The organism is Micromonospora sp. CPCC 206061, assembly GCF_036906915.1.
GTDB lineage: Bacteria > Actinomycetota > Actinomycetes > Mycobacteriales > Micromonosporaceae > Phytohabitans.
This window is the reverse complement of sequence record NZ_JBAKHX010000109.1, coordinates 1-21166: the sequence shown is the minus strand read 5'-3', so window position 1 is coordinate 21166 and position 21166 is coordinate 1. Positions and strand designations below refer to the sequence as shown.

The 21166-nt window shown below is 68.5% G+C and carries 23 protein-coding genes and 1 pseudogene; 11 read left to right on the top strand and 13 right to left on the bottom strand.

Translation table 11 applies throughout. The features are described 5' to 3' along the window. Positions 1 to 358: 358 nt before the first annotated feature. Positions 359 to 493, top strand: a pseudogene (locus V6V89_RS37705) (IS3 family transposase); the annotation flags it as partial. A gap of 376 nt (positions 494 to 869) precedes the next feature. On the opposite strand, the gene V6V89_RS37700 reads toward V6V89_RS37705, so the two are convergent. Together V6V89_RS37700 and V6V89_RS37695 are read right to left on the bottom strand one after the other, a co-directional pair. Continuing rightward, positions 870 to 2933, bottom strand: a complete 2064-nt coding sequence (locus tag V6V89_RS37700) for a hypothetical protein (RefSeq protein WP_334624457.1) — start codon at positions 2931 to 2933, stop codon at positions 870 to 872. Next, positions 2930 to 3289, bottom strand: a complete 360-nt coding sequence (locus V6V89_RS37695) for a PadR family transcriptional regulator (RefSeq protein WP_334624456.1) — start codon at positions 3287 to 3289, stop codon at positions 2930 to 2932. The genes V6V89_RS37700 and V6V89_RS37695 overlap by 4 nt, the downstream gene beginning before the upstream one ends. 187 nt (positions 3290 to 3476) lie before the next feature. On the opposite strand from V6V89_RS37695, the gene V6V89_RS37690 reads away from it, so the two are divergent. Together V6V89_RS37690 and V6V89_RS37685 are read left to right on the top strand one after the other, a co-directional pair. After that, positions 3477 to 3821, top strand: coding sequence for a PadR family transcriptional regulator (locus V6V89_RS37690; RefSeq protein ID WP_334624455.1), 345 nt, complete (start codon positions 3477 to 3479; stop codon positions 3819 to 3821). Beyond that, positions 3818 to 4612 carry a hypothetical protein gene (locus V6V89_RS37685; RefSeq protein ID WP_334624454.1) on the top strand — a complete coding sequence of 265 codons (795 nt, stop codon included), beginning with the start codon at positions 3818 to 3820 and terminating at the stop codon, positions 4610 to 4612. The genes V6V89_RS37690 and V6V89_RS37685 overlap by 4 nt, the downstream gene beginning before the upstream one ends. 61 nt (positions 4613 to 4673) lie before the next feature. Here V6V89_RS37685 and V6V89_RS37680 read toward each other — a convergent pair whose 3' ends face one another. Continuing rightward, positions 4674 to 5270, bottom strand: a complete 597-nt coding sequence (locus tag V6V89_RS37680) for a transposase family protein (protein WP_334624453.1) — start codon at positions 5268 to 5270, stop codon at positions 4674 to 4676. A 104-nt stretch (positions 5271 to 5374) separates the two neighbouring features. Here V6V89_RS37680 and V6V89_RS37675 point away from each other — a divergent pair, with 104 nt between their 5' ends. Continuing rightward, positions 5375 to 5596 carry a hypothetical protein gene (locus V6V89_RS37675; RefSeq protein WP_334624452.1) on the top strand — a complete coding sequence of 74 codons (222 nt, stop codon included), beginning with the start codon at positions 5375 to 5377 and terminating at the stop codon, positions 5594 to 5596. Between the two features lie 219 nt (positions 5597 to 5815). On the opposite strand, the gene V6V89_RS37670 is transcribed toward V6V89_RS37675, so the two are convergent. From V6V89_RS37670 to V6V89_RS37660, 3 genes are all read right to left on the bottom strand, one after another. Then, positions 5816 to 6739: an ADP-ribosylglycohydrolase family protein gene (locus V6V89_RS37670; protein WP_334624451.1), complete on the bottom strand. Its 924-nt coding sequence runs from the start codon at positions 6737 to 6739 to the stop codon at positions 5816 to 5818. A 123-nt stretch (positions 6740 to 6862) separates the two neighbouring features. Beyond that, entirely contained in the window at positions 6863 to 7057 is a 195-nt protein-coding gene (locus tag V6V89_RS37665; RefSeq protein ID WP_334624450.1) for a hypothetical protein, read from the bottom strand. Continuing rightward, a complete protein-coding gene (locus tag V6V89_RS37660) occupies positions 7054 to 7254 on the bottom strand; it encodes a hypothetical protein (protein WP_334624449.1) in 201 nt (66 codons plus the stop codon). Before V6V89_RS37660 ends, V6V89_RS37665 begins: the two co-directional genes overlap by 4 nt. 155 nt (positions 7255 to 7409) lie before the next feature. Between V6V89_RS37660 and V6V89_RS37655 the strand changes: the two genes are divergently transcribed. Continuing rightward, complete coding sequence (locus tag V6V89_RS37655) at positions 7410 to 8162, top strand: SDR family NAD(P)-dependent oxidoreductase (protein ID WP_334624448.1); 753 nt, start codon at positions 7410 to 7412, stop codon at positions 8160 to 8162. A 120-nt stretch (positions 8163 to 8282) separates the two neighbouring features. Here the strand turns inward: V6V89_RS37655 and V6V89_RS37650 are convergent, their stop codons facing one another. The 5 genes from V6V89_RS37650 to V6V89_RS37630 all read right to left on the bottom strand — a co-directional run bounded on the left by V6V89_RS37650 (position 8283) and on the right by V6V89_RS37630 (position 13223). Continuing rightward, a complete protein-coding gene (locus V6V89_RS37650) occupies positions 8283 to 8978 on the bottom strand; it encodes a class I SAM-dependent methyltransferase (protein ID WP_334624447.1) in 696 nt (231 codons plus the stop codon). 403 nt (positions 8979 to 9381) lie between these two features. Continuing rightward, positions 9382 to 9759 carry a hypothetical protein gene (locus tag V6V89_RS37645; protein ID WP_334624446.1) on the bottom strand — a complete coding sequence of 126 codons (378 nt, stop codon included), beginning with the start codon at positions 9757 to 9759 and terminating at the stop codon, positions 9382 to 9384. Positions 9760 to 10097: 338 nt separating this feature from the next. Continuing rightward, positions 10098 to 10571 carry a PPC domain-containing DNA-binding protein gene (locus V6V89_RS37640; protein ID WP_334624445.1) on the bottom strand — a complete coding sequence of 158 codons (474 nt, stop codon included), beginning with the start codon at positions 10569 to 10571 and terminating at the stop codon, positions 10098 to 10100. Then, positions 10564 to 11598: an asparaginase gene (locus tag V6V89_RS37635; RefSeq protein WP_334624459.1), complete on the bottom strand. Its 1035-nt coding sequence runs from the start codon at positions 11596 to 11598 to the stop codon at positions 10564 to 10566. The genes V6V89_RS37640 and V6V89_RS37635 overlap by 8 nt, the downstream gene beginning before the upstream one ends. Positions 11599 to 11678: 80 nt before the next feature. Next, complete coding sequence (locus tag V6V89_RS37630; protein ID WP_334624444.1) at positions 11679 to 13223, bottom strand: helix-turn-helix domain-containing protein; 1545 nt, start codon at positions 13221 to 13223, stop codon at positions 11679 to 11681. A 343-nt stretch (positions 13224 to 13566) separates the two neighbouring features. Between V6V89_RS37630 and V6V89_RS37625 the strand changes: the two genes are divergently transcribed. From V6V89_RS37625 to V6V89_RS37615, 3 genes are read left to right on the top strand one after another with little or no spacing between them, the layout of a single operon-like run. Then, positions 13567 to 14679, top strand: a complete 1113-nt coding sequence (locus V6V89_RS37625) for a radical SAM protein (RefSeq protein WP_334624443.1) — start codon at positions 13567 to 13569, stop codon at positions 14677 to 14679. Beyond that, positions 14676 to 15266, top strand: coding sequence for a dTMP kinase (tmk, locus tag V6V89_RS37620; RefSeq protein WP_334624442.1), 591 nt, complete (start codon positions 14676 to 14678; stop codon positions 15264 to 15266). Before V6V89_RS37625 ends, tmk begins: the two co-directional genes overlap by 4 nt. A 19-nt stretch (positions 15267 to 15285) precedes the next feature. Then, positions 15286 to 16089 (top strand): endonuclease/exonuclease/phosphatase family protein, encoded by an 804-nt coding sequence (locus tag V6V89_RS37615; protein ID WP_334624441.1) that lies wholly within the window; start codon positions 15286 to 15288, stop codon positions 16087 to 16089. A gap of 130 nt (positions 16090 to 16219) precedes the next feature. Here V6V89_RS37615 and V6V89_RS37610 read toward each other — a convergent pair whose 3' ends face one another. Beyond that, positions 16220 to 16798 carry a class IV adenylate cyclase gene (locus V6V89_RS37610; RefSeq protein ID WP_334624440.1) on the bottom strand — a complete coding sequence of 193 codons (579 nt, stop codon included), beginning with the start codon at positions 16796 to 16798 and terminating at the stop codon, positions 16220 to 16222. Positions 16799 to 17597: 799 nt separating this feature from the next. On the opposite strand from V6V89_RS37610, the gene V6V89_RS37605 reads away from it, so the two are divergent. The 3 genes from V6V89_RS37605 to V6V89_RS37595 all read left to right on the top strand — a co-directional run bounded on the left by V6V89_RS37605 (position 17598) and on the right by V6V89_RS37595 (position 20269). Next, entirely contained in the window at positions 17598 to 17936 is a 339-nt protein-coding gene (locus tag V6V89_RS37605; RefSeq protein WP_334624439.1) for a hypothetical protein, read from the top strand. A gap of 630 nt (positions 17937 to 18566) precedes the next feature. Beyond that, positions 18567 to 19166, top strand: coding sequence for an RNA polymerase sigma factor (locus tag V6V89_RS37600; RefSeq protein WP_334624438.1), 600 nt, complete (start codon positions 18567 to 18569; stop codon positions 19164 to 19166). A gap of 11 nt (positions 19167 to 19177) precedes the next feature. Beyond that, positions 19178 to 20269 (top strand): CU044_5270 family protein, encoded by a 1092-nt coding sequence (locus V6V89_RS37595; protein WP_334624458.1) that lies wholly within the window; start codon positions 19178 to 19180, stop codon positions 20267 to 20269. 121 nt (positions 20270 to 20390) lie between these two features. Here V6V89_RS37595 and V6V89_RS37590 read toward each other — a convergent pair whose 3' ends face one another. After that, positions 20391 to 20975 carry a hypothetical protein gene (locus V6V89_RS37590; protein WP_334624437.1) on the bottom strand — a complete coding sequence of 195 codons (585 nt, stop codon included), beginning with the start codon at positions 20973 to 20975 and terminating at the stop codon, positions 20391 to 20393. Positions 20976 to 21166 lie beyond the last annotated feature (191 nt).

Sequence of the window (21166 nt, the reverse complement as noted above, 5' to 3'; positions counted from 1 at the left end):
ACCTCGACGGTGCCCTCTCGAACCAGAAGATAGAAGCGTCAGCAACTTCAATCTTCCCAGTTCAGAGGGCACTTTCCCGTCTGCCACACCGCCCTCAACCGAATCTCATCGGTGGATCAGGGCTAAGAGCCCGGTAAATAAAGGGATTCCGGGCGGCGGCGGTCTCGGGCGGAGTTGATGATCGCGGCCGTGTGCGACGTGGCGACGTGACATGCAGAAGGGCCTTCGGTACGAGCAAAGGCGACTAAACCTGTCGGCGAGCCCTCGGTCTTTCACCAGAAGAGCACCGCCCGCCAGGTCGCCAACGTCGGCGGCATCTGGAGCCGCTACGTTTCGGAGAACACCAGACAAACCAGCGCGGATCACCGCTGAACTGCGCGATGATGGCGTGGTGGTCAACCACAAGCGGGTCGCGCGGGTGATGCGCCGTTTCGGCGTGCAGGGCCTGCGGTTGCGGCGACGTGTCCGCTCGACGGTGCCGGATCCGGCCGCGCGGCCCGCCGCGGCCGTCGGACGGTCGGCCAGACCGCGTTCGCGGACCCGTTCCCCGTGGATCTGCCCGAGGGTGACGTCTGCGTCGATGAACCGCTGGACCAACTCACCGGCGTGGGCCAGCCGGACAACATCTGCGTGATCTACACCAACGAGCCGCTGCTCGCGGGCGACACCTTCATCTCGGTTTCTTTGAGATTGCGAACCTGCCGAGCGCGGGGTGGTGGTCACTTCCTCCATCGACTCGCCGTACCCGGACCCCGTGCCGACGGAGGAAGATCCGGAGACCGTGACCAACAACGACAACAGCGTCTTCGTGATCTGACCCGACCGGTCGGGAAGGACGCTGACGGGATGGAGCGCCGGGGCAGGGCGCCTTATCCGGTCAGCTCGGCCGGCCGCGCGGCCGGTGCGACCGGTACCGCCGAAGACGGCGGGCCGGCCGGGGCCGGCAGGGTGGTGACCGGGGCCGGAGCGGCATCCGACCGGGTGCCGGCCCGGGCGAGCACCAGGCCGAGCAGCAGCGCGCCGGCCACGTACGGGATCCCGTCGAATCCGAGCTGGTAGCCCAGCGGCACCCGCAGGACCGGACTGAGCACGAACGACGCAAAGATGGTGCCGTAGCCGATCGGCAGCCCCGCGCCGATGGCGAGCGGGAGGACGCCGACCCACCCCCACCGGGGCAGCCGGGGGCGGTGGATGGCCGCCCACGCCAACCCGGCGGCCGGCAGGTTCAGCGCCGGCGCGGCGAACCCGAGCAGCGGGGGTATCCCGTCGAGGAAGAACAGCAGCCCGGCGAGCAACGCCATAGAGCCGGCCGCGCACGGCACCCGCCAGGCCGACAACCGCGACTGGGGGGACAGCGCCGCCACGCCCAGCCCGGCGAGCACCGCCAGCGCCGTCGGCAGCCCCACCGCCGCCAGCAGCACCGAGGGCGGGGTCTGCACCCCCGGCACGGGGACGATCCGGCCCACGTAGATCCCGGGAGCTAGGAACGCGGCGAGCACTGTGACTGTCAGCAGCAGGGTGCGGCGACGGGCCGGGCCGCGCCGGTCCCGCGCGGCGAACCAGGCGCAGGCTCGCCAGGCCGCGGCGCCGACCAGCAGGCCGGCGACCGCCAGCACCGGCAGGGCGCGCGGGGTGTCCCAGCCGGCCGCCGCGACGCCGGTGTCGACGGCGAGCAGGACGACCGCGCCGCCGAGGGCCGGCAGCAGCGGCGCGCCCCGGTACGCGGCGGCGATCAGCAGGCTCAACGCGGCCACCACGATTGCGAACAGGCGCAGCTCGTGCATCCACAGCAGGCCCTCGGACGTCCGCCAGTCTGGCCAGCCGGTAAGTACTACCTCCTCGGGCCTGGCCCACTCGGGCGCCAGGCCGATGTTCGGCGTCAGGTACGCCAGCGTTACCGCCCAGGCCACCACCGCGAACGCGCCGCAGCCCAGGGCCACGCGGTGCCATCGGGGGTCGGCGGCGATCCCCGGCGCCGGGTCGTCGGCGGGAGCGGCGGGGACCGCAGCGGGTCGCGCGGTGCCGGGGCGGGCCAGGCGCAACGCGTACGTCAGGGCGAGCGTCACGCTGGTCAGCAGGATGCCGGGCAGGTGCGGCAGCAGGCTCTCGATGAGGTACGGCTGGGGGTCGGGGTGGTCCACGTAGTGCGGCGGCGGTCGGACCCACAGCAGCCGGGATAGCCACCACAGCGGCCCTTCCCCCGCATCGGGGGGCCGGTCGGCGAGCCCGACCACCGCGGCGGTGGCGGCCAGCACGACCGCCGGGGCGGCCGGCACGGCGACGGCCAGCGCGGTCAGCCGACGGCGGCGGGCCAGCGCCGCCAGGCCCGCCGCCACGGGCACGACCAGGAGTCCCGCGGCCGTCATGCCGGCCACCGCCAACGGGCCGCCGGCGTCCATGGAGGACACGTTGCGCACCATCGCCTCGGCGGCCACCGTGCCGGCGAACAGCGCCACCACGGGCGGCACCCACCCGCCCGGGAGGCCGTCGCGGACCGCGTGCCGGGCCAGCAGCAGCCCGACCAGCACCCCGGCCCCCACCCGGGCGAGGAGGCCGATCGTGGCCAGGCCGGGACTGGCGGCCGCATTCGGCGCGACCGCCCACAGCGGGAACACCACCGCCATCGCCAGGGCGACAGCGGCCACCGCGGCGATGAACAGCACCACCGTGCGTGTCACCGCCGCCTCCAGGCCGCCGAGCCGAAGCCGGCCGCCACCGCCGGCAGCGGCGGCGGTGGCGCCGGCGCGGACCAGGCTGGCGGCGAACCGTAGCTGCCGCCAGGCCCGCAGCCCTCCGCCGGTGCCCGGCTCATGGGCCAGGGCGTGCAGCTCGGCGGCCCACTCGCGGGCCAGGTCACCGCGGTGGTGGACCGGCCAGCCCCGCACGGCCAGGGCCAGCAGGCGGCCGGTGACCCAGCCGACCAGCCGGCTCACCGGGTCGTCCCGGCGGCGAAGGTGACCGCCGTGGTCGTACCCCCGGATGGGGCGAGCCCTGCGCGGTTGCCGAGCCGTTCGCGCAGCGCGGCCAGCTCCGTCCGGGCGGCGCCCAGCCCTTCGGCGGTGAGCCGGTAGTAGCGGCGGGCCGGGCGGCCCTGCATCACCGGGTCGACGGCCTCCCATTCCGCCCGCACCCAGCCGGCCTCCTGCAGTCGCAGCAGGATCGGATAGAGGGTGCCGCTGGGCTGGCCGGTGGCGCGCATCAGCTCCAGCCCGTACCGCTGTGCCGGCGGGTCCGCCAACAGCACGGCCAGCACCTCGGCGACGGCCGTCGTGATCCGGACCCTGTCCACGCAGACACCATACTCGCTTTCCTACATAGGGGTAGCCCAGCCGAACATCCAGGTAGAAGGCGGTTGAGCGCGGCACGTCCAGCCGGGCGTGGACGCAGGGGTTGCGAGGTGCGCACGCATTACAGATGCGTCGTCAACAACCCGACTTGGGCATGCGTACCTTGCCGGGGCTATATAGAGTTCGAGCATGGTGAGCCTGAAGATGACGATGCAGACCCGTACGGTTCTGCGCGCGCTACTCAGCGCCCCTGGTCAGGAGGTTTACGGGCTGGAGATCGTGGAGGCCACCGGGCTGCCGCCGGGCACGATCTATCCAATCCTGGCCCGGCTGGAGTCGGCTGGCTGGATCGAAAGCCGGTGGGAGGACGTCGACCAGCACGCGGTGGGCCGGCCGCGACGGCGGTATTACCGCTTCGTAGCAGGGCCCGTGGATGGCGCCGCGGCAGCGCGGCTGGCGCTAGCCGAGGCGGACGAACGGCAGCGGGCACGGCAGCGACGGCGGACCCCGAACGGCGAGGCGGTGGCATGGTGAGGTTCCTGCTCGAGGTCGGTAGCTGGCTGCTTCCCCGCAGCCGCCGCGCACGCTGGCGGGAAGAGTCACTGTCTCTGCTACTCGACGTGAACGGTTGGCGACGGTGGTGGTACACCGTGGACCTGTTGGTCAAAGTGCCGATGCTCGCCTGGCACCTGCACCCCCGGCCGGCGGCTCGATGGCCGAGCCCAGCCGCCGTACTCGCCGGTATGGGCTTGGTCCTCGCGGCCTTCGCCGTGCCTGGCGCGTATGTGTTGTCGCCGTTCCTGGGTGAGCAGAACACCGAAGCGCTGTTGCTGTTGGCGCCGTTCGGGCTGGCCGTGGCCATCACCCGGCACGCGGTACGTCGGGCGCGGCGTCCGGTCCTGGCCGTGCCGGTCGTTGTCTTCGGCGCGTTCGGGCCGCTGGTCGGCGTCGGGATCCTGGCAGCCGGTGCGGCGGCGCCCGGCTGGATCCAGTCCGCCACCGCGATCGCCGGATACGCCGCCCTCGCCGGGCCGGGTGTCTGGCTCGCCGCCAACTCGTGGCGGGCCATCCGTCACCGGCAGCGGCAGCGGCCCATGCACGCGTTCGGCCTCATCGCGGGCAGCGCATTCGTTTTAACGATCGCGGGACTGCTCTGGCCGGTACTTATCGGCGGCAGCCCACCGCTGCCCGTCCTCGTTGCTATGGCGATGGGGCTGTACGCCTTCCTCGCCGCCTTCCCGGTCTGGGCCGCCTGGACCGGCGTCTCGCAAATCATCCACTCTGCCCGGCGACCCCGGGAACGGACCGCCGGGCAGGCGTTCTGATGTCCGGCCAAAGACCACCCACGCCACGCCCGAAGCGCCCTTCACCGCGTACCGCATGGCTCTACCTACCGCCGTCAGTCATCTTCGGGCTGGTCGCCGTCACGAGCATCAAGTCCCTCGCCGCCGGCGACGGGGCGGGTCTCGCCGTGCCATGGATGATCGCCGGACTAGGCGGCATGACCGGCTCGACAGCTATCGTGGCTGCACATGCCGGGCGGCCGTGTCGCCGGTACGTGAGCCACGCAAGCTCTTGCCGTCCACAGCCAGGGCCCGTCGAGTTTCCGCCGGCGCCGGCCTCTGCGCGGCAAGCCAGGCTCCGACCAGCGCGGTCAGCCGATCCGGGTCCAGGGCCTGTAACAGCAGGCGGATCATTGTCTCCGAGGGGCGGCGTCCGGCGTCGATCCCTAACGCGGGCCGCGGTCTCTGCCGGCAGGTCAGCGACCCACTCACCGATCGCGGTGTAGGAACGGTAGCCGGCGACGACCGCGCAGATCGCCGCGGTGACCACGACAGCGAGCCCATGACGAACCCCGCGGCGGGCCCGCGGATCAGGCAGAGCGCTCAACGCGGTCAGTAGCCCGCCCGTCGCGGCTGGCGCACCGACTCCGGCCGGTGCACTCGACAATGAGGTGATCAGCGATGATGGCAACGCGGGCATGGCTCACTTCGGAGAGATCGACAAGGCGTAGAGAACCTCGATGATCTTCTGAACAGGTCATGCCCGCCCTGTTGTCTACACCCAAGGCGCGTCTACACCAACCCATGCAAGCCGGACACCATCACGACTTTGCCGGAGCCCTGGGTGTTGATGTCATTTACTACGCCGCCGACCTGCTCGACTACATCGACCGCGAGTTCAGCGTCGACGAAGATCCGGACGCCGAACGCAAGCCCTGGCCCGAGGCCCGGGTGCCGTATGCGCAGACGTTCTGGACGCAGATCGCCGACTGGAGTCGTAACGGATGCCCGGTCCGGCCGGGCTGAGATCGCCCCACGCGCCAAAGATCGACAAGGACGACGACTCGCAGTCACAGGCGAGCAATCTATGCCGACTGCTGACAGCAAACCGACCCCCACACCGAACCGTCAACTTCGCCTCAGTACGCAGTACAGCGACTGCGCTCTGGTTGCGGCATATGAGTGTGTTGATCTTGGATCAGTTTTGGGTCGTCTCGATTCTGTGGATGGTTTCGGTGGTGGTCGTCATTCGGTCCGATTGACGGGCGGTTGCAGCTCGTTCGGAAGGGGTTCGCGGTTGTGCAGCCACGGTGCTGGAATGCCGTTGTCGGCCCGTCCGGTGTATGCGGCGACGATGCCGCCGACGATGGCGGCCGTGGTGTCCATGTCGCCGCCGGCTTCGATACACGCCAGGATGGCCGCGCGATAGTCGTGAAGATGCGTCGCGGCGACCCACAGCGCGAACGGAACGGTGTCGTGCGCCAAGACCTGTGAGCCGTTGCCCAGTTCGTAGGCGGCCTCGGCGACGCTGACACCCAGCAACCCTCGGGCCCGAACGATGCCAGCATGGGTACTGCTGGGCACCAGGTAGGCCAGCACCGCGTCGAGAAAGTCCCGCGGTTCGGGCCGATCCTGAACCTGACGGGCCCAGCCGGCCTCGGCGGCGGCTACCGCGACCGCGGCGGCGCCGAGCACCGCCTCGGCGTGCGCGTGGGTGACCTCAGCCGAGCGCAGGGCTTCCAGCGCCGCCGTACGGGAATCGCCGGCGTGCCAGGCACCCAAAGGTGCGACGCGCATCGCGGCGCCGTTGCCCATCGATCCCTGGCCACCGAAGGCGGCCTGGGCGGCCTCAGGCCAGGCGGTGCCGTTGCGGATGTTCCGCAGGATGACCACGGCGCCGCCGCCGTAGCCGCGGTACGGGTCGAAACGCTCGGCGAAGGCGGCGGCCAAGGCGTCCTGGTGGACATGGTCGTACCGACGCAGGACCTCGACCAGGCAGCAGGCCATCTCGGTATCGTCGGTCCATGGCCACGCCTGCTCAGGTGCCCGGCCGCCATCCAGATTTTCCAGCGTGGTGCCGGGGACGAAGAACTGGGCGCCGACCGCATCGCCGACCGACAGCCCATCCAAACTGTCGAAACACAGGGTCCAACTGGTCATGTCGAACATGATCCTGCCACGCGAACCCCAGCCGCGAGAACCTGTCACCGCCGGATCTGCGGCCAACCCCAACCGCCGGGCCCCGAGTTGGAGCGGGGGCAACCGTTCACTCGGCGCGTCATGTGCGGACGCTCATCGCCCGGGGGCGAAAAGGTCCTCGCCGCTGATCACGAGGCACCCGAACATGTCGCCGAGGACAGCTCGTTGGTGTTTCGTCAGCGGGTTTACGAAGACCGCGACACCGACCTGCGCGGCCCGGCACGCTTGCGCGATTTCGCGTGCTTTGCCGGGGCTGATCAGTGTCCGCCGCGAGAACGGCTCGGTCATCTTGGCCGCACCGCCGTGCGAGACACCCGCCGCTGGACGTGCCGGCTCACTACCCGGCCACCATGTGCCTTCACCGAAGCCGCCAGCAGATCGAGCTTCGCGCCGAACTCCTTGTCCTTCGAGGAGAACAGGCCTACCAGCAACACGTCGGCGTCAGCCAGCACGCAGGCCGGTGGCCCAGTCAGATCTCGCCGCACGGGACCATGGTGCCAGGCGCCTGACAGGCACTCGCCCGGCTGCACGGCAGCAACGCCAAAGGCGCGGTCGGCGGCAGATCCGTGCACCCGGCGTAGGGCACCCATCGATATGGGAAGATCCGCGGATGACCAGCTGGGCTCGGCCACTCGACGGCATGAATGCGCTGATTGTCGGAGGCGGTGGGGAAGGAATCGGGCGGGCGATCTCGCGTGCGTTCGCCTCGGCTGGTGCGGCTGTCGCCGTCGCCGACATTGATCCGGGCCGCGCACGAGATGCCGTCGAGGAGTTGATCGGCGCAGGCGCCCGCGCTCTTGAGCTCGCCGGTGATGTACGGTCCCGATCATCTGTGGACGACTTTGTTGCCGCCACCGTCGCTGAGTTCGGTCGGCTCGATACCCTCGTGACCGTCGTGGGCGGGCAGCTTGCGTTTGTGCCAGCGGTACGGCTGCACGAGATGAGCGACGACGACTGGGATCTCGCGTACGAGATGAACCTTGGTTATGTGGCCCGCGCGGCCCGCGCGGCAATCCGCGCCTTCCTGGTCCAGGGACAGGGTGGGTCCATCGTGAGTGTCGGTTCGGTAACCGGGGTCATGGCCGCGCCCATGCAGGCCAGCTACGGCGCCGCCAAGGCCGGCCTCGTTAGTCTGGCCAAGACCGTCGCCGCCGAGTACGCCGGCGACGGGATCCGCATGAACATCGTGGCTTGCGGCGCCATCGCAACAGCGGTAGCGAACTCGACGCAGCCCGCCGACGACGTACCCGAGATCCCGATGCGCCGGCTTGGCGTTCCCGGCGATGCCGCCGCGGCTGCCGTCTATCTTGCATCACCGCTTTCGTCCTACGTGACCGGGCAGGGCGTTGTCGTCGACGGGGGTGTCACCGTTCGCGGCCCGTTCTCTGCGTGACTGGCTCCGGCGCAATCCGACCGCGATCGTGGTGCTGAGCTGCCGGTGCTCGGCATCCGCACATCGGCATGATGGCGCACGCGGAGCCGTCGTGATCTTCAAGAGCCAGAAGGTCGCGGGCTATAGCGGCTCGTAGTAGGAGTTCACCGCTGGTTGGTTGGCGTAGTTGGGTCCGGCTTTGTCGTCGGCGCCGAGGTAGAGGTAGGGCAGCGTCAGGTCTTGCCGGCCGGTGCGGCTGATCCGGCGTCGACGCGGGTCGTACTCGAATCCGGCCCGGCGCAACGCGCTGCCCAGCGCACGCCCAGCCGGTCGGCCGTCAGGCAGCCGGATGCTGGCCACGTCGAGGTCGGCGACCAGCAGGCCGCCGTCGGTGAGCCAGCTCGCCGCACCGGTGAGGGCGGCGAGCTTGTCCCCGACGTAGTGCAGGCCATGGACGCCGGTGATCAGATCGAACCGCCGCGCCGGCGTCCAGGATGTGACCGACGCGCATACCAATTCCACGGGCAGGTCTGTGCCGGGTATCGGATCGAAGTAGTCGACCAGGTCCACGCCGACCAGCGTTACCTGGTCGGCGAGCCCATCGCGGTGCAGCTGAGCGGCCGCTTGTAGCAGTGCCCGGCCGGTGCCGCAACACAGATCCAGCCAGGCACCATGCTGGCCCCGGGCGGCCCGGACACGGATCCGCCGCAGCGGATCGAACCCAAGCTCCCGCGCATAGCTGTTGACCCCGACCAGTTGCCGTTCCCGGTTCATGGCACAGTTGGCCACAACCGCCGACCGTGCGAGGTCATCGTCATCGAGCAGCCGCCGATCCACCCGTACAGCCTGCCAAGCCCGACACTGGCACCGGGCGTGACGACGCCGCGCACGGACACCGCCGTCTACGCAATGTGGATCTCCGCCGTGCACCAGGCGGCGCACGAAACCGGCGCTACGGTCGCCGCAGGGGTCGAGCACCCGACGGCCGGGCGCAACCACTACCGGATTCGAATGACCACCGCGGACGGCACACGGCTACGGCTGCTGCTCAACGCCACCGCCCTACTTGTGGCAGCCGCGGACGACACCGATCCCGATGCCGTGACCACCGCATTTCGGACCGTGCCTGGCAGCGACCTGTTCACCGACGCCGGCCTACACGTGGCCGAACCGGCCGAACTGGAACGACCGCTAACCGACCGCGACACCACCGCCCTCACCCCAGGCGAGTGCAAAGACATCACCTACCATCGCCCAGCCCGAATCGGCGGAACCGGCCCAGCCACCGGATCAGATGCGTTCGGGTCACCGACCGATACGCCCGCAACGTCGACGGCCGTAACCGATCCTCGGACAGCGACAGCCAGTACTCCAGCCACCGCTTCACCGTCCACGTCTCGGCCATCGCGTCCGGCCCGGAGAGCTCCAGGACCTCGGCCAAGCCCTGCTCAGCGGCGGCGCGGGTCATGAACCCGCCCTGGCGCAGCCGCTTCTGCCGGCCGTCCGGGCCCGGCACGTGGTAGTACCAGCGGCCGTGCCCGGGCTGGCCCCGCCGGGGACACTGGGCACCCAGCTGCCGGCCGGTCTCCGCCGACCGGCACGCACACCGCGCAAACACCGTTCCGTTGCTGGTAGCGGCCATCATGACCACCCGCCACCAGCCCGGACCAGCTGGCCCTCTACGACGCCGACCCCACACCGACTTTGCACTATCCTGATCTCAGTCGTCCGCTTGGCGATCAAGTTCCTCACTCCCAACGACAGGCGAGAACTTCGATCCCAAGATCCGGAGTGCGAGTCTCCGGCGGCCACCACATCCAGGCACGTGAGGCTCGACCGTGCCCCACATGTGCCTCACATCGTCCACCGGGGACCTTGATGTCAGCCTATCTTCCCTGGTCAACCGTGGTGGGCCGCCGGGGACTCGAACCCCGAACCTATGGATTAAAAGGTGCCTTACCGGCCTGATGCGGTACCGAAGCGCAGCAGGGGCACGTCGTAGAGGTCGGGGTCCTGCTGGCGGGTCATCTCGGGCTCGGCGACCTCGATGAGCAGCATCTCAGTCAGGAACTGGACCTTCGCTGAGAGTAGGTGGCTGGTGTGCCCGGTAGCGCTGTGCTCCTTGAGCCCCACCGACACGTGGATGTGCGGAAGGATCTGCCCCGCCGACTCGTTGTAGGCGATGGTGCCGCCACCGAGTGCCTCGACATTCGTCAGGTAGACGGAGGACCACACCGGCGCCTGCGGGTCGTCGAGCCTCTCGCACGTGCCGACGATCTTGGCCTCCGCGAAGCCGGCGATGAAGACCGGGATGAAGCCCTGCCGGACCTGGTTGGTGCGGCAGAAGTCGGCGAGTGCGGTGAAGAAGTCCTCACCATGGTCGAACGCCACGGCGAAGCTACGGCCCAGGCTTAGCTGCTGGCTACGCACCTGCTGCTCCGTCTCGTTCGGTCGTCGCGAGGGTCCACGGCCACGTTGCGGGGTCGCCGTGGCCGCCCGCCACGGCGAACGCTGAGGTGATTGCCTTGCGGTCCGCTCCGGCCGCCAGCAACGCGGACAGCAGGATCCGAGACTTGAGCGGGTCGAGGAACCCGGCGCCGGTGAAGCCGCGGGCCAGCAGGTCCCGTTCGGAGCCAGGGAAGCCGTACGTATCGGCCAACACCGGCCCTGCCCCGGTGCGTGAGGCCAGGACCACCGGTACCAGTTCGACTAACTCCTGCAGTTTGCCGACCAGGTGTTGGGGAACGTGGCCGACGCCGAAGCCGGCGACCACCACCCCGTCGACCAGGTCGGCAAGGCCGTCGAGGAGCACACCGTCGTCGCCCAGGCATATGGTGACGAGCGCTACCCGCTGCGGGCGGCCGTCGATCGGGTCCGGAACCACCGGACGGTAAGGCAGCGCGTTCACCAGCCTGGGTTGTCCCTCGACGACGTAGCCGAGCGGCCCGCCGTTGGGTGACTGGAAGGTGGAACCGGCGGTCGAGTGGGTCTTGCGTACGCGCCGAGCGGCGTGGATCTCGTCGGCGAGCACCACCAGGCACCCCGCGCCGCGAGCTGCGGTGCTCGCAGCGGTCTGCACAGCGGCAAGCACGTTCGCCGGACCGTCGGCGCCGGCCAGGGTCGGGTTACGCATCGCCCCGGTGACCACCACCGGCTCCGGGCCAGGGTGGTGAAGGTCGAGCAGGTACGCCGTCTCTTCGATGGTGTCGGTGCCTTGCACGACCACGACCCCGTCGACGCTATGCCCCAGGCGGTCACGGATGACGCCGATGACCGCGGTTAGGTCGTCGAAGCCGAGTGAGGCGCCGGGCAGCCGGCGAAAGTCCAGAGCATCTATCGCCACGTCCATGTCAGCCAAGGCGGGGATGGCGGCCAGGAGCTGCTCGGCGGACAGTGCCGGCACGACACCGCCCGAGGTGCCGGTCGTCATGGTGATCGTCCCGCCGAGGCTGAGCATGAGCACCCGGGGCTTGCCGGCGTCGTCGTCGGTCACGGGGCTTCCTCACTGCGACGAGGGACGGGGGTGTGCTCTGGAGCCTATCCGTCACCCGTTGCGTGCCTGCCGAGGTACTGGCAGGCACGGTCGACGCCCGCGACCGACAGTAGGCGGCTGCGTGGCTCGGCGACGCCGGCGCAGCCTTGCTCACCGAGTTCAGCGCAGCGGCGCACAAGCCACGGCCAGTCCAATCGCAGGTAGTCGGCTAGCGCCTGGAGCCGGTTCACTGATGAAGGGCCAGCCACGGCGGAGCGGGACCGCGCGTGGCCGATGACGTCGCCGTAGTCGCCTACGCTGGGCCGGTCGGTGGTGACGTCGACGTGCCAGATGCCGTCGGTCCCGATCCAGTTGGCTACGATCGCGCGGCGTTGGTGCTCCAAGACGAAGCCTTCGATGTTGGCGTACTCCGGTTCGGTGCAGACGGTGACGGTGATCCCGAACGACTCCATCAGCGCCGCCGCGAGCAGGAGCAGGAGGCGTTCGGCCGGCGGCGAGGCGTCCACCGTGTCCGGCGGGAGGCAGAACGCCCGGTTGATCGACTGCCCGGCGAACCGCTCCGCGACCGCTTGCAGGTAGGTGTACTTGTGCGCGAACAGCAGCCAGGTGCTGGCCTCCTCGCCGCGCTGCTCGCGGGTCCAGAAGTCGGGGACATCGGCCATCTCGCCCAGCCGGTCAAGGATGTGCCGCGCGCAGAACTCGCTGCCGATCCACATCTGCGATACCGACGACAGGTCCGCCGCCACGTCGCGGCCGAGCGATGACCGCGCAACGGTGGTGTACGGGCTGAGGTCCGGCTGGAGGTCGGCGATCAAGCGATCGTCGTTGAGAAGCGCCTGGTCCATGTTGGCGACCGCCCACAAAATGCCGAAGGTGAGATCGTCCAACGCGTTCGCACGGGGAATGAGCAGCCGGGCGGTCGCAGCACCTCGGGCCAGCCGGCGGCGGGCTTGCCTGGCGTCCAGGCCGAACGCCTGTACGCCGCTGATGCTGTCGGTGACGCCGACCACCAGACCGCGCTTCGCCCGCCGCAGAAACTGATCGTCGATATAGCCCGGCGGAACCGCCGCCAGGATCCGGCCGTCGTCGACGGCTGGGTACACCCGCGCCTCGATCGTGAGGCCGTCGAAGAACCGGCCAGCAGGGGCGGCTAAGGCCAACAGCATCCCGGACGTGTCGGGGCGTCGGGGCGGCGCTGCCAGGCCACCGTCGAGCAGCGAGCCGACCGGGTGCCTCAAAACCGCCCGTGATCCAGGTGGAGTGGTCGCGGTGGGCGTGACCTGCGTGAGAGTCGTCGCTCGGGCCGCGGCGGCCGACCTGGCCTCGTCTTCGCGCTGGCGGCGGATGAGGGCAACGATCTCAGCATGGCCACGTAGCAGTTCGCCGCCCGCGCCGAGTTCCTCGTCCACCCGAGTCCAGAAATCCTGGGTGCCCCGCGTATGCCCGGTCTCGATGTTGGCCACCGTGCTACGGCTAGTCAGGATCCGAGCCGCGAGTTCGACCTGCTTGAGCCCTGCCGCCTCCCGCAGCCGCGCAAGCTGGGCACCCAGCGCCCGCTGCGCTGCAGCCATCCGCTCCGGGTTGATCATGATAGCTCCCTCGAGAGCGAGCGAAAGGGGCCACACACGATCCCGACGCCCTGCTGAGCGCCATCCACGACATTCTTCCGGGTTTCCGACCCGACTCACCACGGCAGTCCGCTCCCCGTCTACGAGAGCGATGTCAACGAATTGTCAGTCTTGCCCGTCGGGGCTGTCCGACATTCGGTGCGGTGACCTTAACTCGGTGTTGTTCCAGTTCGACAACCCCGGCGCACATAGAGGGGCCGGGCCAGCGGATCTCGCCCATCACGGCCGGCATATCTGCCGAGGATGACCATCGTGATTCCACCGTCGCCAACGTGACCCCTACGGGCCGGCAAGGAGCACTCCGGTGACCCAGTCACTGATCGTCGATACCCATGCCAGCAGCTGCTATTTCCGCACCTCCGTCGGAGGCCGAGGACGTAAGGCGCTGGTGCAGATCACCGAACGGTGCAACCTGCACTGCGCACACTGCTTCGTCAGCTCGACCCAGGTTGGCAAAGACCTGCCGGTCGACGCCTACATCGACCTCGTCCTGCCTCGGCTCATAGGCGCCCGTGTCGAGCGAGTGACCCTGACCGGCGGGGAGCCGTTCGCCCATCCGGACCTGCTGGGGTTCTGCGAGGCGACGGTGCGCGCCGGGCTGCCGGTCGGAATCTGCACCAATGCCACTATGACCACCGACGAACAGATCGCTCACCTCGCCGAGTTGGGAAACGTGCACGTCAACGTGTCGTTCGACGGGTTCCGGGCCGCCAGCCACGGGCGGTTTCGGGGCGCCCGGGACTCGTTCGACACCACGGTCGCGACCACCCGCAAGTTCGCCCAGGCGGGTTTGTTGCAGGGGCTGCTGTCCACACCCAACGCGTTGACCCGACCGGCTGAGTTCGCGGACCTGTGCGCCTTCGCCGCCGAGATCGGCGCCCAGTACGTGCTGATGAATCCACTGTCGGCGTTCGGGCGGGGCGTGAAAAGCCAAGGCCGGTTGGCTGCACCGCAGAAGGCCATGCGAGCGATCCGGGCGGTCACCGAGCGTTTCGCCGACCGGCTCGACACCGTCTACATCCGGTTCCCCAACGACGACAAGCCGCTCGGCGGATGCGACGCCGGAAAGATCGTCTACGTGTTCGCCGACGGGACCGTCGGTGTGTGTCCCTATCTCGTGTTCGCCGCCCGCACACCCCAGTCCCGATACCGGGACAGCGACTTCATCGTCGGGAACGTCCTGGACGCGGACCTGGCCGACGGCTTGGACGATTACCGGTTCCATGAGCGGTTCACCGTCGGCGCGAACCCCACATGCGGCTCATGCGCGCTGTCGTCTACATGTGGGAAGGGATGCCCGGCCGCGTTGGTGTCGCGGGGCCAACTGATCGGCGAGGTCGACGCGGAGCAGTGCCCGGTCGTCCCAGGCGAGCGGCAGATGCTGCCGCTGCTCTCCGTGCCCGCCGGCCGATCATGACAAGCCTGTTCATCGCGGTCGAAGGCCCGAACGGGGTCGGCAAGACCACGATCGCCACCCGGCTGGCCACCCGCCTGCAGGACCGCACCGGGGGCTCGGTGCACCTGACCACCGAACCGACCGACACCCCGCTCGGGCGGCTGTTGCGGGCGTCCGAGTCGGTGCTGCACGGCCGACCGCTCGCGCTCACCCTCGCCGCGGACCGCGCCGCCCACGTCGAGTCGGAGGTCATTCCGGCGTTGGACAACGGCAGGCACGTGGTCACCGACCGGTATGTCCAGTCCTCGATGGTCCTGCAACGGGTCGACGGGCTCGACTTGGACGAGATCTGGGCCTACAACCAGTACGTCCTGCCCGCCACGAGCATCTACCTGGAGGACGAGCCGCAGGTGATAACCGGCCGGCTGGGGCAGCGTACGTCGCTGACCCGGCTGGAGATCGTCGGTAGCCCACGCCGAGAACTGGAGCTGTACCGGGAAGCCCGGCAGTTCCTGGGCAGCGAGGACTGGCAGCAGCACGTCATCGACTGCCACGGCAAAGACCCGGATCGCGTCGTCACGGCGATCCTCGACTGCCTGAAGCTGTGATCATCGGCGAGAATTGGCCGTGCTCTCCCTGCTGACCTTGAATATCCAGGCTGCCGCCAAACCACGCGCGCAAGCTTTGCTGGCGTGGCTCGACGAGCGGGCCGACGACTTGGTCATCCTCACCGAAACCAGTACGGGTGAGGGAACGGCGTACCTGTTGAACCAGGCACGCCAAGCCGGGCTGACGATCGTCAAGACCCCCGACCCGCCCGGCGAGCGAGGTGTCGCCATACTCAGCCGCGTTCCGATCATTGCCCGCCCAGACCTGGCTGCGGGCGTCACGCTGCCGGGCCGGGTGGCCGCCGCCACGATCCCCGGCGAGCCCGATATCACCGTGCTCGGTGTATACGTGCCATCCAGCGACCGCGCGCCTGCCAAGGTCGCCCGCAAGCGTGACTTCATCGCATCGCTCCTGGCCGCCCTCAAGGCTTTGCCAGCGACGTCCAAGTCCCGGCTCGTGCTTGGCGGCGACTACAACGTCATCCGCCGCGACCACCAGCCCAGCTACCGCGGCTTCCTGCCTTTCGAGTACGCCATGCTGGACACCCTTGACGCTCACGCGCTGGTCGACGCGCAGCGGCTGTGCTCGCCGGGCGTGCAGGAGCACAGCTGGATCGGCCGGTCGGGCAACGGGTACCAGTTCGACTACTTCCACATCGGTGCCGAACTCGCCGGCCGTCTGGAGACCTGCCGGTACCTTCACGAGCCTCGTGAGCGGGGCCTGAGCGATCACGCCGCCGTGAGCCTCTGCCTGCATATGCCAGTGCCAGCCGGTCTACCGATCGATGCGTCCGGGATGAGCGGTGCCGGTGCCCTCTTCTGACCAAGGACCCGCATGTCCAGGGCGGGTCTGCTAAACCCGTGTGTGAACGCGGCGCGCCGGCCAAGACCCAACCCGTGGCCAGTGGTGTCCCTGCACATCGATGTCGTGCCGACCGCGCGGACGCGGGAGGTTATCTGGCACGAGCGAGCAGCGCGGCCCTGATCAGTGAGTCGTAGGTCTCGGTGACCCTCTGCGCTGGGACGCCAAGCGATCTGACGAACTTGTTGAGGCGGGCCTGGGTGTCGTGGCCGGATTGATCGAGCCCGACGTGTTGCTCGACTTCGAGAAACGCTCCAGCGTGCTCGACTTGATCGAGGCACAGCGACAGCGCTCCGAGGCTGCCGGTGCGGCGAACCTTGACGATGCGCACTGTGGGATAGAAGCCCATGGCGAGTAGTGCGGCGTGCATCTGTCCTCGGTCGGCAACCTCAGACTCACATTCCATGCAGGCCATCTCGTTGTCCAGCGGCTTCTTCACCGTAAACAGGTGTTTCCCGTCCTGGGTGCGAAGCCGGGCGAACGGCACGCCGGCCTTCGGCTGCCCGTACGCCCAGCCGACCGGGGCATACGCCTGATCGTCCTGGTGAACGGGGGCGGACAGGACCACACCGTGGGTGGCCAGCGTACGCACCAGCCTGTCCGCGTCGTCGACCTGATATTTGACCTCAACCTCTTGACCGGCGCTGTCACCGGATGGGTCCACTGGCACGTCTGGGGAGCCTAGCGCCCGCGGTCGTGACCGCGGTCCGCCGCGCCCCCGTGAGGAGGCCTTGCGTGTCGCAGATTTGTCAACAGCGTGGTCGGACTCTCGCCGACACCCCGCGGCGGGGGTTCACATGGTGGTGGCACGCGGGTGTCCACGCCCGACAGCGGTAGCTCACCGGCGCGGAGGGTCTTTCTCGGCCCGGTAGTGCTCCGCCGCAGAGTTCGACTCCCGCATGCCAACGATGGCCGGCACACCCGGCGCCGGCGAAGGAGGTGCCTAGTGACCAACCTGACGACGCCATCAGCAACCGTGCAGGCGGCGGAGAGCCGCCACAGCCGGTCGGCCGACGAGCAGCCGCGAGGACAGCGGATGTGCCCGTCGCGAGGGCACGGCGGATGGAACCCACCCGGCAGTGCAGCGCGCACGGCGCGTCCCGGAGCCACCGATGATTCATCCCGGTAGTACGCAACCAGGCGACGGAGAACTCACATACAGCCAGGCGATGCGAATCTGGAATGATCATCAACCAGATCGTGTGTGGCTTGAGTTCGGATTTCAGTGGCCGCCACTGACCATTGCTCGGCCTCATTGCGTGACCATCGGATGTCGGCTGCGGTGGCCGTGTTCTCCCGCGCTGGCGGCCGATGCCTGGCTCTGCCGGCATGAGGCGTCGCAGAGCACCGTCGCGGCTCCCGCACGATAGGTCTGGCCGCCACCGCATCTCGTCCGGACCCGCACAGTCAACGCATCTTGATGCTCGGGGCCGAACGGCTGTAGCGACGGCTCAACCAACGAGGCGGCGATGTTCCGGTCTGTGGTGTTCGACATCGGCGAGACGATTCTCGATGACACCTGCGAGTTCGCCGTGTGGGCCGACTGGATCGGGGCGCCGCTGCACACCTTCTCGGCGCTGCTGGGCATCGTGGTCTCCCAGGGACGCAACAACGCGGAGACCTTCGCATACTTCCGGCCCGGCTTCGACCTGGAGGCCGAACGCCGACGCCGGGAGGCGGCCGGCGTGGGGGAACAGATCAGCCAGGACGACCTCTATGCAGATGTGCGGCCCGCCCTGGCCGAACTGCGGGCTCGGGGGCGATGGGCCGGGTTGGCGGGCAACCAGACCGCCCGCGCGGCCGGTTGACCAGATCGCCACCTCCGGCGAGTGGCAGGTGGCCAAACCCGACCGGTCCTTCTTCGAGCGGGTCATCGCCTGGGCTCCCGGCGACGCGCACGAGATCGTCTATGTCGGCGACCAGCGCGACAACGACATTGCGGCATCGCAGGCCGCCCGGCCTGTTCCCGGTACTGATCCGCCGCGGCCCATGGGGTCACCTCTGGGCAGACGCCCCGGTCACGACCGCCACCGCGTTCGGTGTGATCAGGTCGCTGGGGAACTACCGGACCTGCTGCGGTCGGCACCGGCGAGCTGACGCCGGCACACTCACGGACCACTGCCACAACCGCCAATGCGTACGGCCTGTCGAATCCTGTTGACGGCGCCGACGTAGTAGTCGCGGACGGGAGGCGCACAGGCCGATCAACGGTAGAAGAGGATGTTTGCTGGAGGCTCGGCCGTCCGACCCGGATCAGCTCGACCGCCAAGGGTGACTCTCGTGTCCCCGTCGCCTGCGGTTGCCGCCGAGCCGTCGCTGCCCCGGGCCATGCCCGCAGTGGCGCGAGGGATGGCAGCGTGGTGGTTGTAATGCTTGGAGCGCCGGCCACATAAGCATAGGTAGGGGTTGTGTTGGGGCTGAGCAGCGGAAGGGGTGGCATGGATTCCGATAGTGAGGACGGACGGACTTTTGATCAGCTCTACCGATCCTGTTATGTGAGGATTGTTCAGTACGAGTATCGGCGGACGCTGGACATGGGGGTAGCCGAGGAGCTGGCTCAGGAAGTGTTCCTGATCGCGTGGCGACGTTGGGATCGAGCGGAGGGTGGCGGTCTGCCCTGGTTGTACGGCGTGGCCCGTCGCGTGTTGGCGAACTACGTGAAGTCGGGTCGTTCCGGCGGTCGGGAGATCGGGCTACATGAGGTCGCGGATCTGGATCTGTGGGATGGCAAAGACCAGTTCGGTTATGTGGATCATCTCCATGATGTGGTCGGTGCGTTGAGCGGGTTGAGTGCCGATGACCGTGAAGTGTTGCTGTTGGCAGCGTGGGAGCGACTGACGGTGACGGAAATATCCCAAGTACTTGGTTGTAATCGAGGTGCTGCGGCGGTGCGGTTGCATCGCGCTCGACGGCGGCTGGAACGGCGGATGGCGGCGGGGTCGGGCTTGGGTAGTACGGCGGACAGACAAGCCGACGCTTTTACCCACGTGTCTGGCCGGGTTCGCGGTGCTGCCGAGACTAGGGAGGTGCTGAAGTGAGTAAGCAGTCGATGTTTGATCTAGTGACTGAGCTGGATCCGGCAAAGGGTGTCCGTCAGTGGCCAGAGCCTCCGCTGATGGTGTGGTCAGACGAGTCGAGGGCGTCTAGCGGTGAGCTGTTGAGTTCGTCGTCTGCCAGTGCGTCCGGCGTCGGCGGTGGGCTGGAATCGGTGCTACGGCGTGTCCGCCGTTCGTCGGCCGCCGTTGCGACGCGGGGTCGGCCTCGGTTGCGTTGGTGGGGTCCGATTACTGCGGCTGCCACCGTGGTGGTGGCTGGTGTGGTGTACGGCGGAGTGAGTGGTGAGCCAGCGGTCGCGGCGACACCCGCTCCGCTGGCTTTGCAGTACGAGTCCGGCGCAGACTCAGCCAGCGGAGCGCTGCGGGATCTGGCGGATCGTCTGGCCATAGAGGCCCGTCGTGATCCGACCGAGGACCGGTCTGGGCGGTTCGAATACGTGGACGTGAAGCTGTGGGCATTGGACCTGGCCGCCGGTGGTGGCCGTACGGCGGTGCAGATCGTTCCGCAGCGGGAGCAGAAGTGGCGTAGCGCGGATGGGACTGGGCGACTGTCAGTGGCAACGTTGCCGGCTGAGCCGCCAGGGACGCGCAGCTCCGGGTTCCCGGCCGGGCCGCCTCTGGCAACGCAGGTGACCGAGTTCTCTGCAGGACAGTTCTTGCCGGTGGTCGCCGAACCGGTTCCGACATCGGTTCCGGCGTTGCGGGCCGCGTTGTACGCGCGGCAGCCGCAGATCAATGGCCCCCAGTCTGCGTTGCGAGCGGTGGCGGATCTGTACCGGTCGCAGGTGGTGTCGATGTCGGCGAGGATCGCCGTACTGCGCGTGCTCGCCGACGTGAACGGTGTCTTGTACCGCGGACACGTCACCGACCGGCTCGGCCGGGCGGGTACGGCGATCAGCGTGGACTCGACCAACGGCACCACGGGCAAGAACCGGGACCTGCTGATCTTCGACGACACGACCGGGCAGCTTCTAGCGCACGAGTCGCTAATTCTCATCGCGCCGCACCAGGTGCACGTCAAAGCGCCCGCCGTGTTCAGCTACATCCTCTACCTCGACCAGGGATACGCGGACGCAATGAAATGACTTCCTGCTGCACAGGTTCGGGCCGTGGACGCGACGGGAACCCGACGCGGCCACGGCCCTCGTGCTACCTGCCAGAGCAAGGGCGGAGCCTGTGCGGCATAACGGCCAGCGAAGGTGCGGGTTAGAGCGGGCAATTCTGGTTGACGTGGTCCGCGGCGTTCGGGTTGGGAACGGTGGCTACCTCACGGTCGTTCCCATCGGTGAACCAGTACACGTCATCGTCGCTGTGATTGGGATATGCCCCATGACCGATGTAGAGCACGAAGACCGGGCTTGGACGGACCTGGGCTGACGACTCGACGCGGTCACCCCAGTTAAACGTCCACAAGTCCTGCCACCCACAGTCGTTCAACCGACCACGCGGATAGGTGAAGTTCGGGCCATCGAAGAAACAGAAGCGATATCCGCCACAATCAACCGCCAGCGTTGACGCGTCATCGCGTGTCCGCTCACCCGGTCGCGCAAACGTCATAATGAAACGACCGTTGTCGTAAGAGACCTCATTGTCGGCGATCTGAACGCCGCCCGGCGCCCGGCGCAGCTGCTCCTTGATCTGGGCCTGCAACTCAGCCTTGGTCCGTGCCGGCGCCAAGTATCGACTCACTTTCCCATCCGACCGCTTTTGCACGACCTCCGCAGAACCGAGGCTAGGAGCCGGCTTCGCCGCCATGGCCGCCCCCTGACCGGCTCCAACAATCATCGCCATCGTGAGAACTGCCGGAACCCACCACCTCAATACACGTCTCACTATTCGTCCTCCCCAACGATGCGCTGCCTAGTGCAGCACTGAACCGGATAGTGACAACGGTGGGCGCCCCCGAATCACCGGCAAACTGTCGGCGCTCACGTAATTCCCCAGCTGTAGCGGTCTGACGCTCACGTAATTCCCCACCCGGT

Excerpts from the sequence above, each read along its gene's own strand:
- V6V89_RS37655 (WP_334624448.1), top strand. The coding sequence starts at position 7,410 with ATGAATGCGCTGATTGTCGGAGGCGGTGGGGAAGGAATCGGGCGGGCG.
- V6V89_RS37605 (WP_334624439.1), top strand. The coding sequence starts at position 17,598 with ATGTTCCGGTCTGTGGTGTTCGACATCGGCGAGACGATTCTCGATGAC.
- V6V89_RS37680 (WP_334624453.1), bottom strand. The coding sequence starts at position 5,270 with ATGCCCGCGTTGCCATCATCGCTGATCACCTCATTGTCGAGTGCACCG.
- V6V89_RS37670 (WP_334624451.1), bottom strand. The coding sequence starts at position 6,739 with ATGTTCGACATGACCAGTTGGACCCTGTGTTTCGACAGTTTGGATGGG.
- V6V89_RS37630 (WP_334624444.1), bottom strand. The coding sequence starts at position 13,223 with ATGATCAACCCGGAGCGGATGGCTGCAGCGCAGCGGGCGCTGGGTGCC.
- V6V89_RS37590 (WP_334624437.1), bottom strand. The coding sequence starts at position 20,975 with ATGGCGATGATTGTTGGAGCCGGTCAGGGGGCGGCCATGGCGGCGAAG.
- V6V89_RS37635 (WP_334624459.1), bottom strand. The coding sequence starts at position 11,598 with ATGCTCAGCCTCGGCGGGACGATCACCATGACGACCGGCACCTCGGGC.
- V6V89_RS37675 (WP_334624452.1), top strand. The coding sequence starts at position 5,375 with ATGCAAGCCGGACACCATCACGACTTTGCCGGAGCCCTGGGTGTTGAT.
- V6V89_RS37600 (WP_334624438.1), top strand. The coding sequence starts at position 18,567 with ATGGATTCCGATAGTGAGGACGGACGGACTTTTGATCAGCTCTACCGA.
- V6V89_RS37665 (WP_334624450.1), bottom strand. The coding sequence starts at position 7,057 with ATGACCGAGCCGTTCTCGCGGCGGACACTGATCAGCCCCGGCAAAGCA.
- V6V89_RS37690 (WP_334624455.1), top strand. The coding sequence starts at position 3,477 with ATGGTGAGCCTGAAGATGACGATGCAGACCCGTACGGTTCTGCGCGCG.
- tmk (WP_334624442.1), top strand. The coding sequence starts at position 14,676 with ATGACAAGCCTGTTCATCGCGGTCGAAGGCCCGAACGGGGTCGGCAAG.
- V6V89_RS37595 (WP_334624458.1), top strand. The coding sequence starts at position 19,178 with ATGTTTGATCTAGTGACTGAGCTGGATCCGGCAAAGGGTGTCCGTCAG.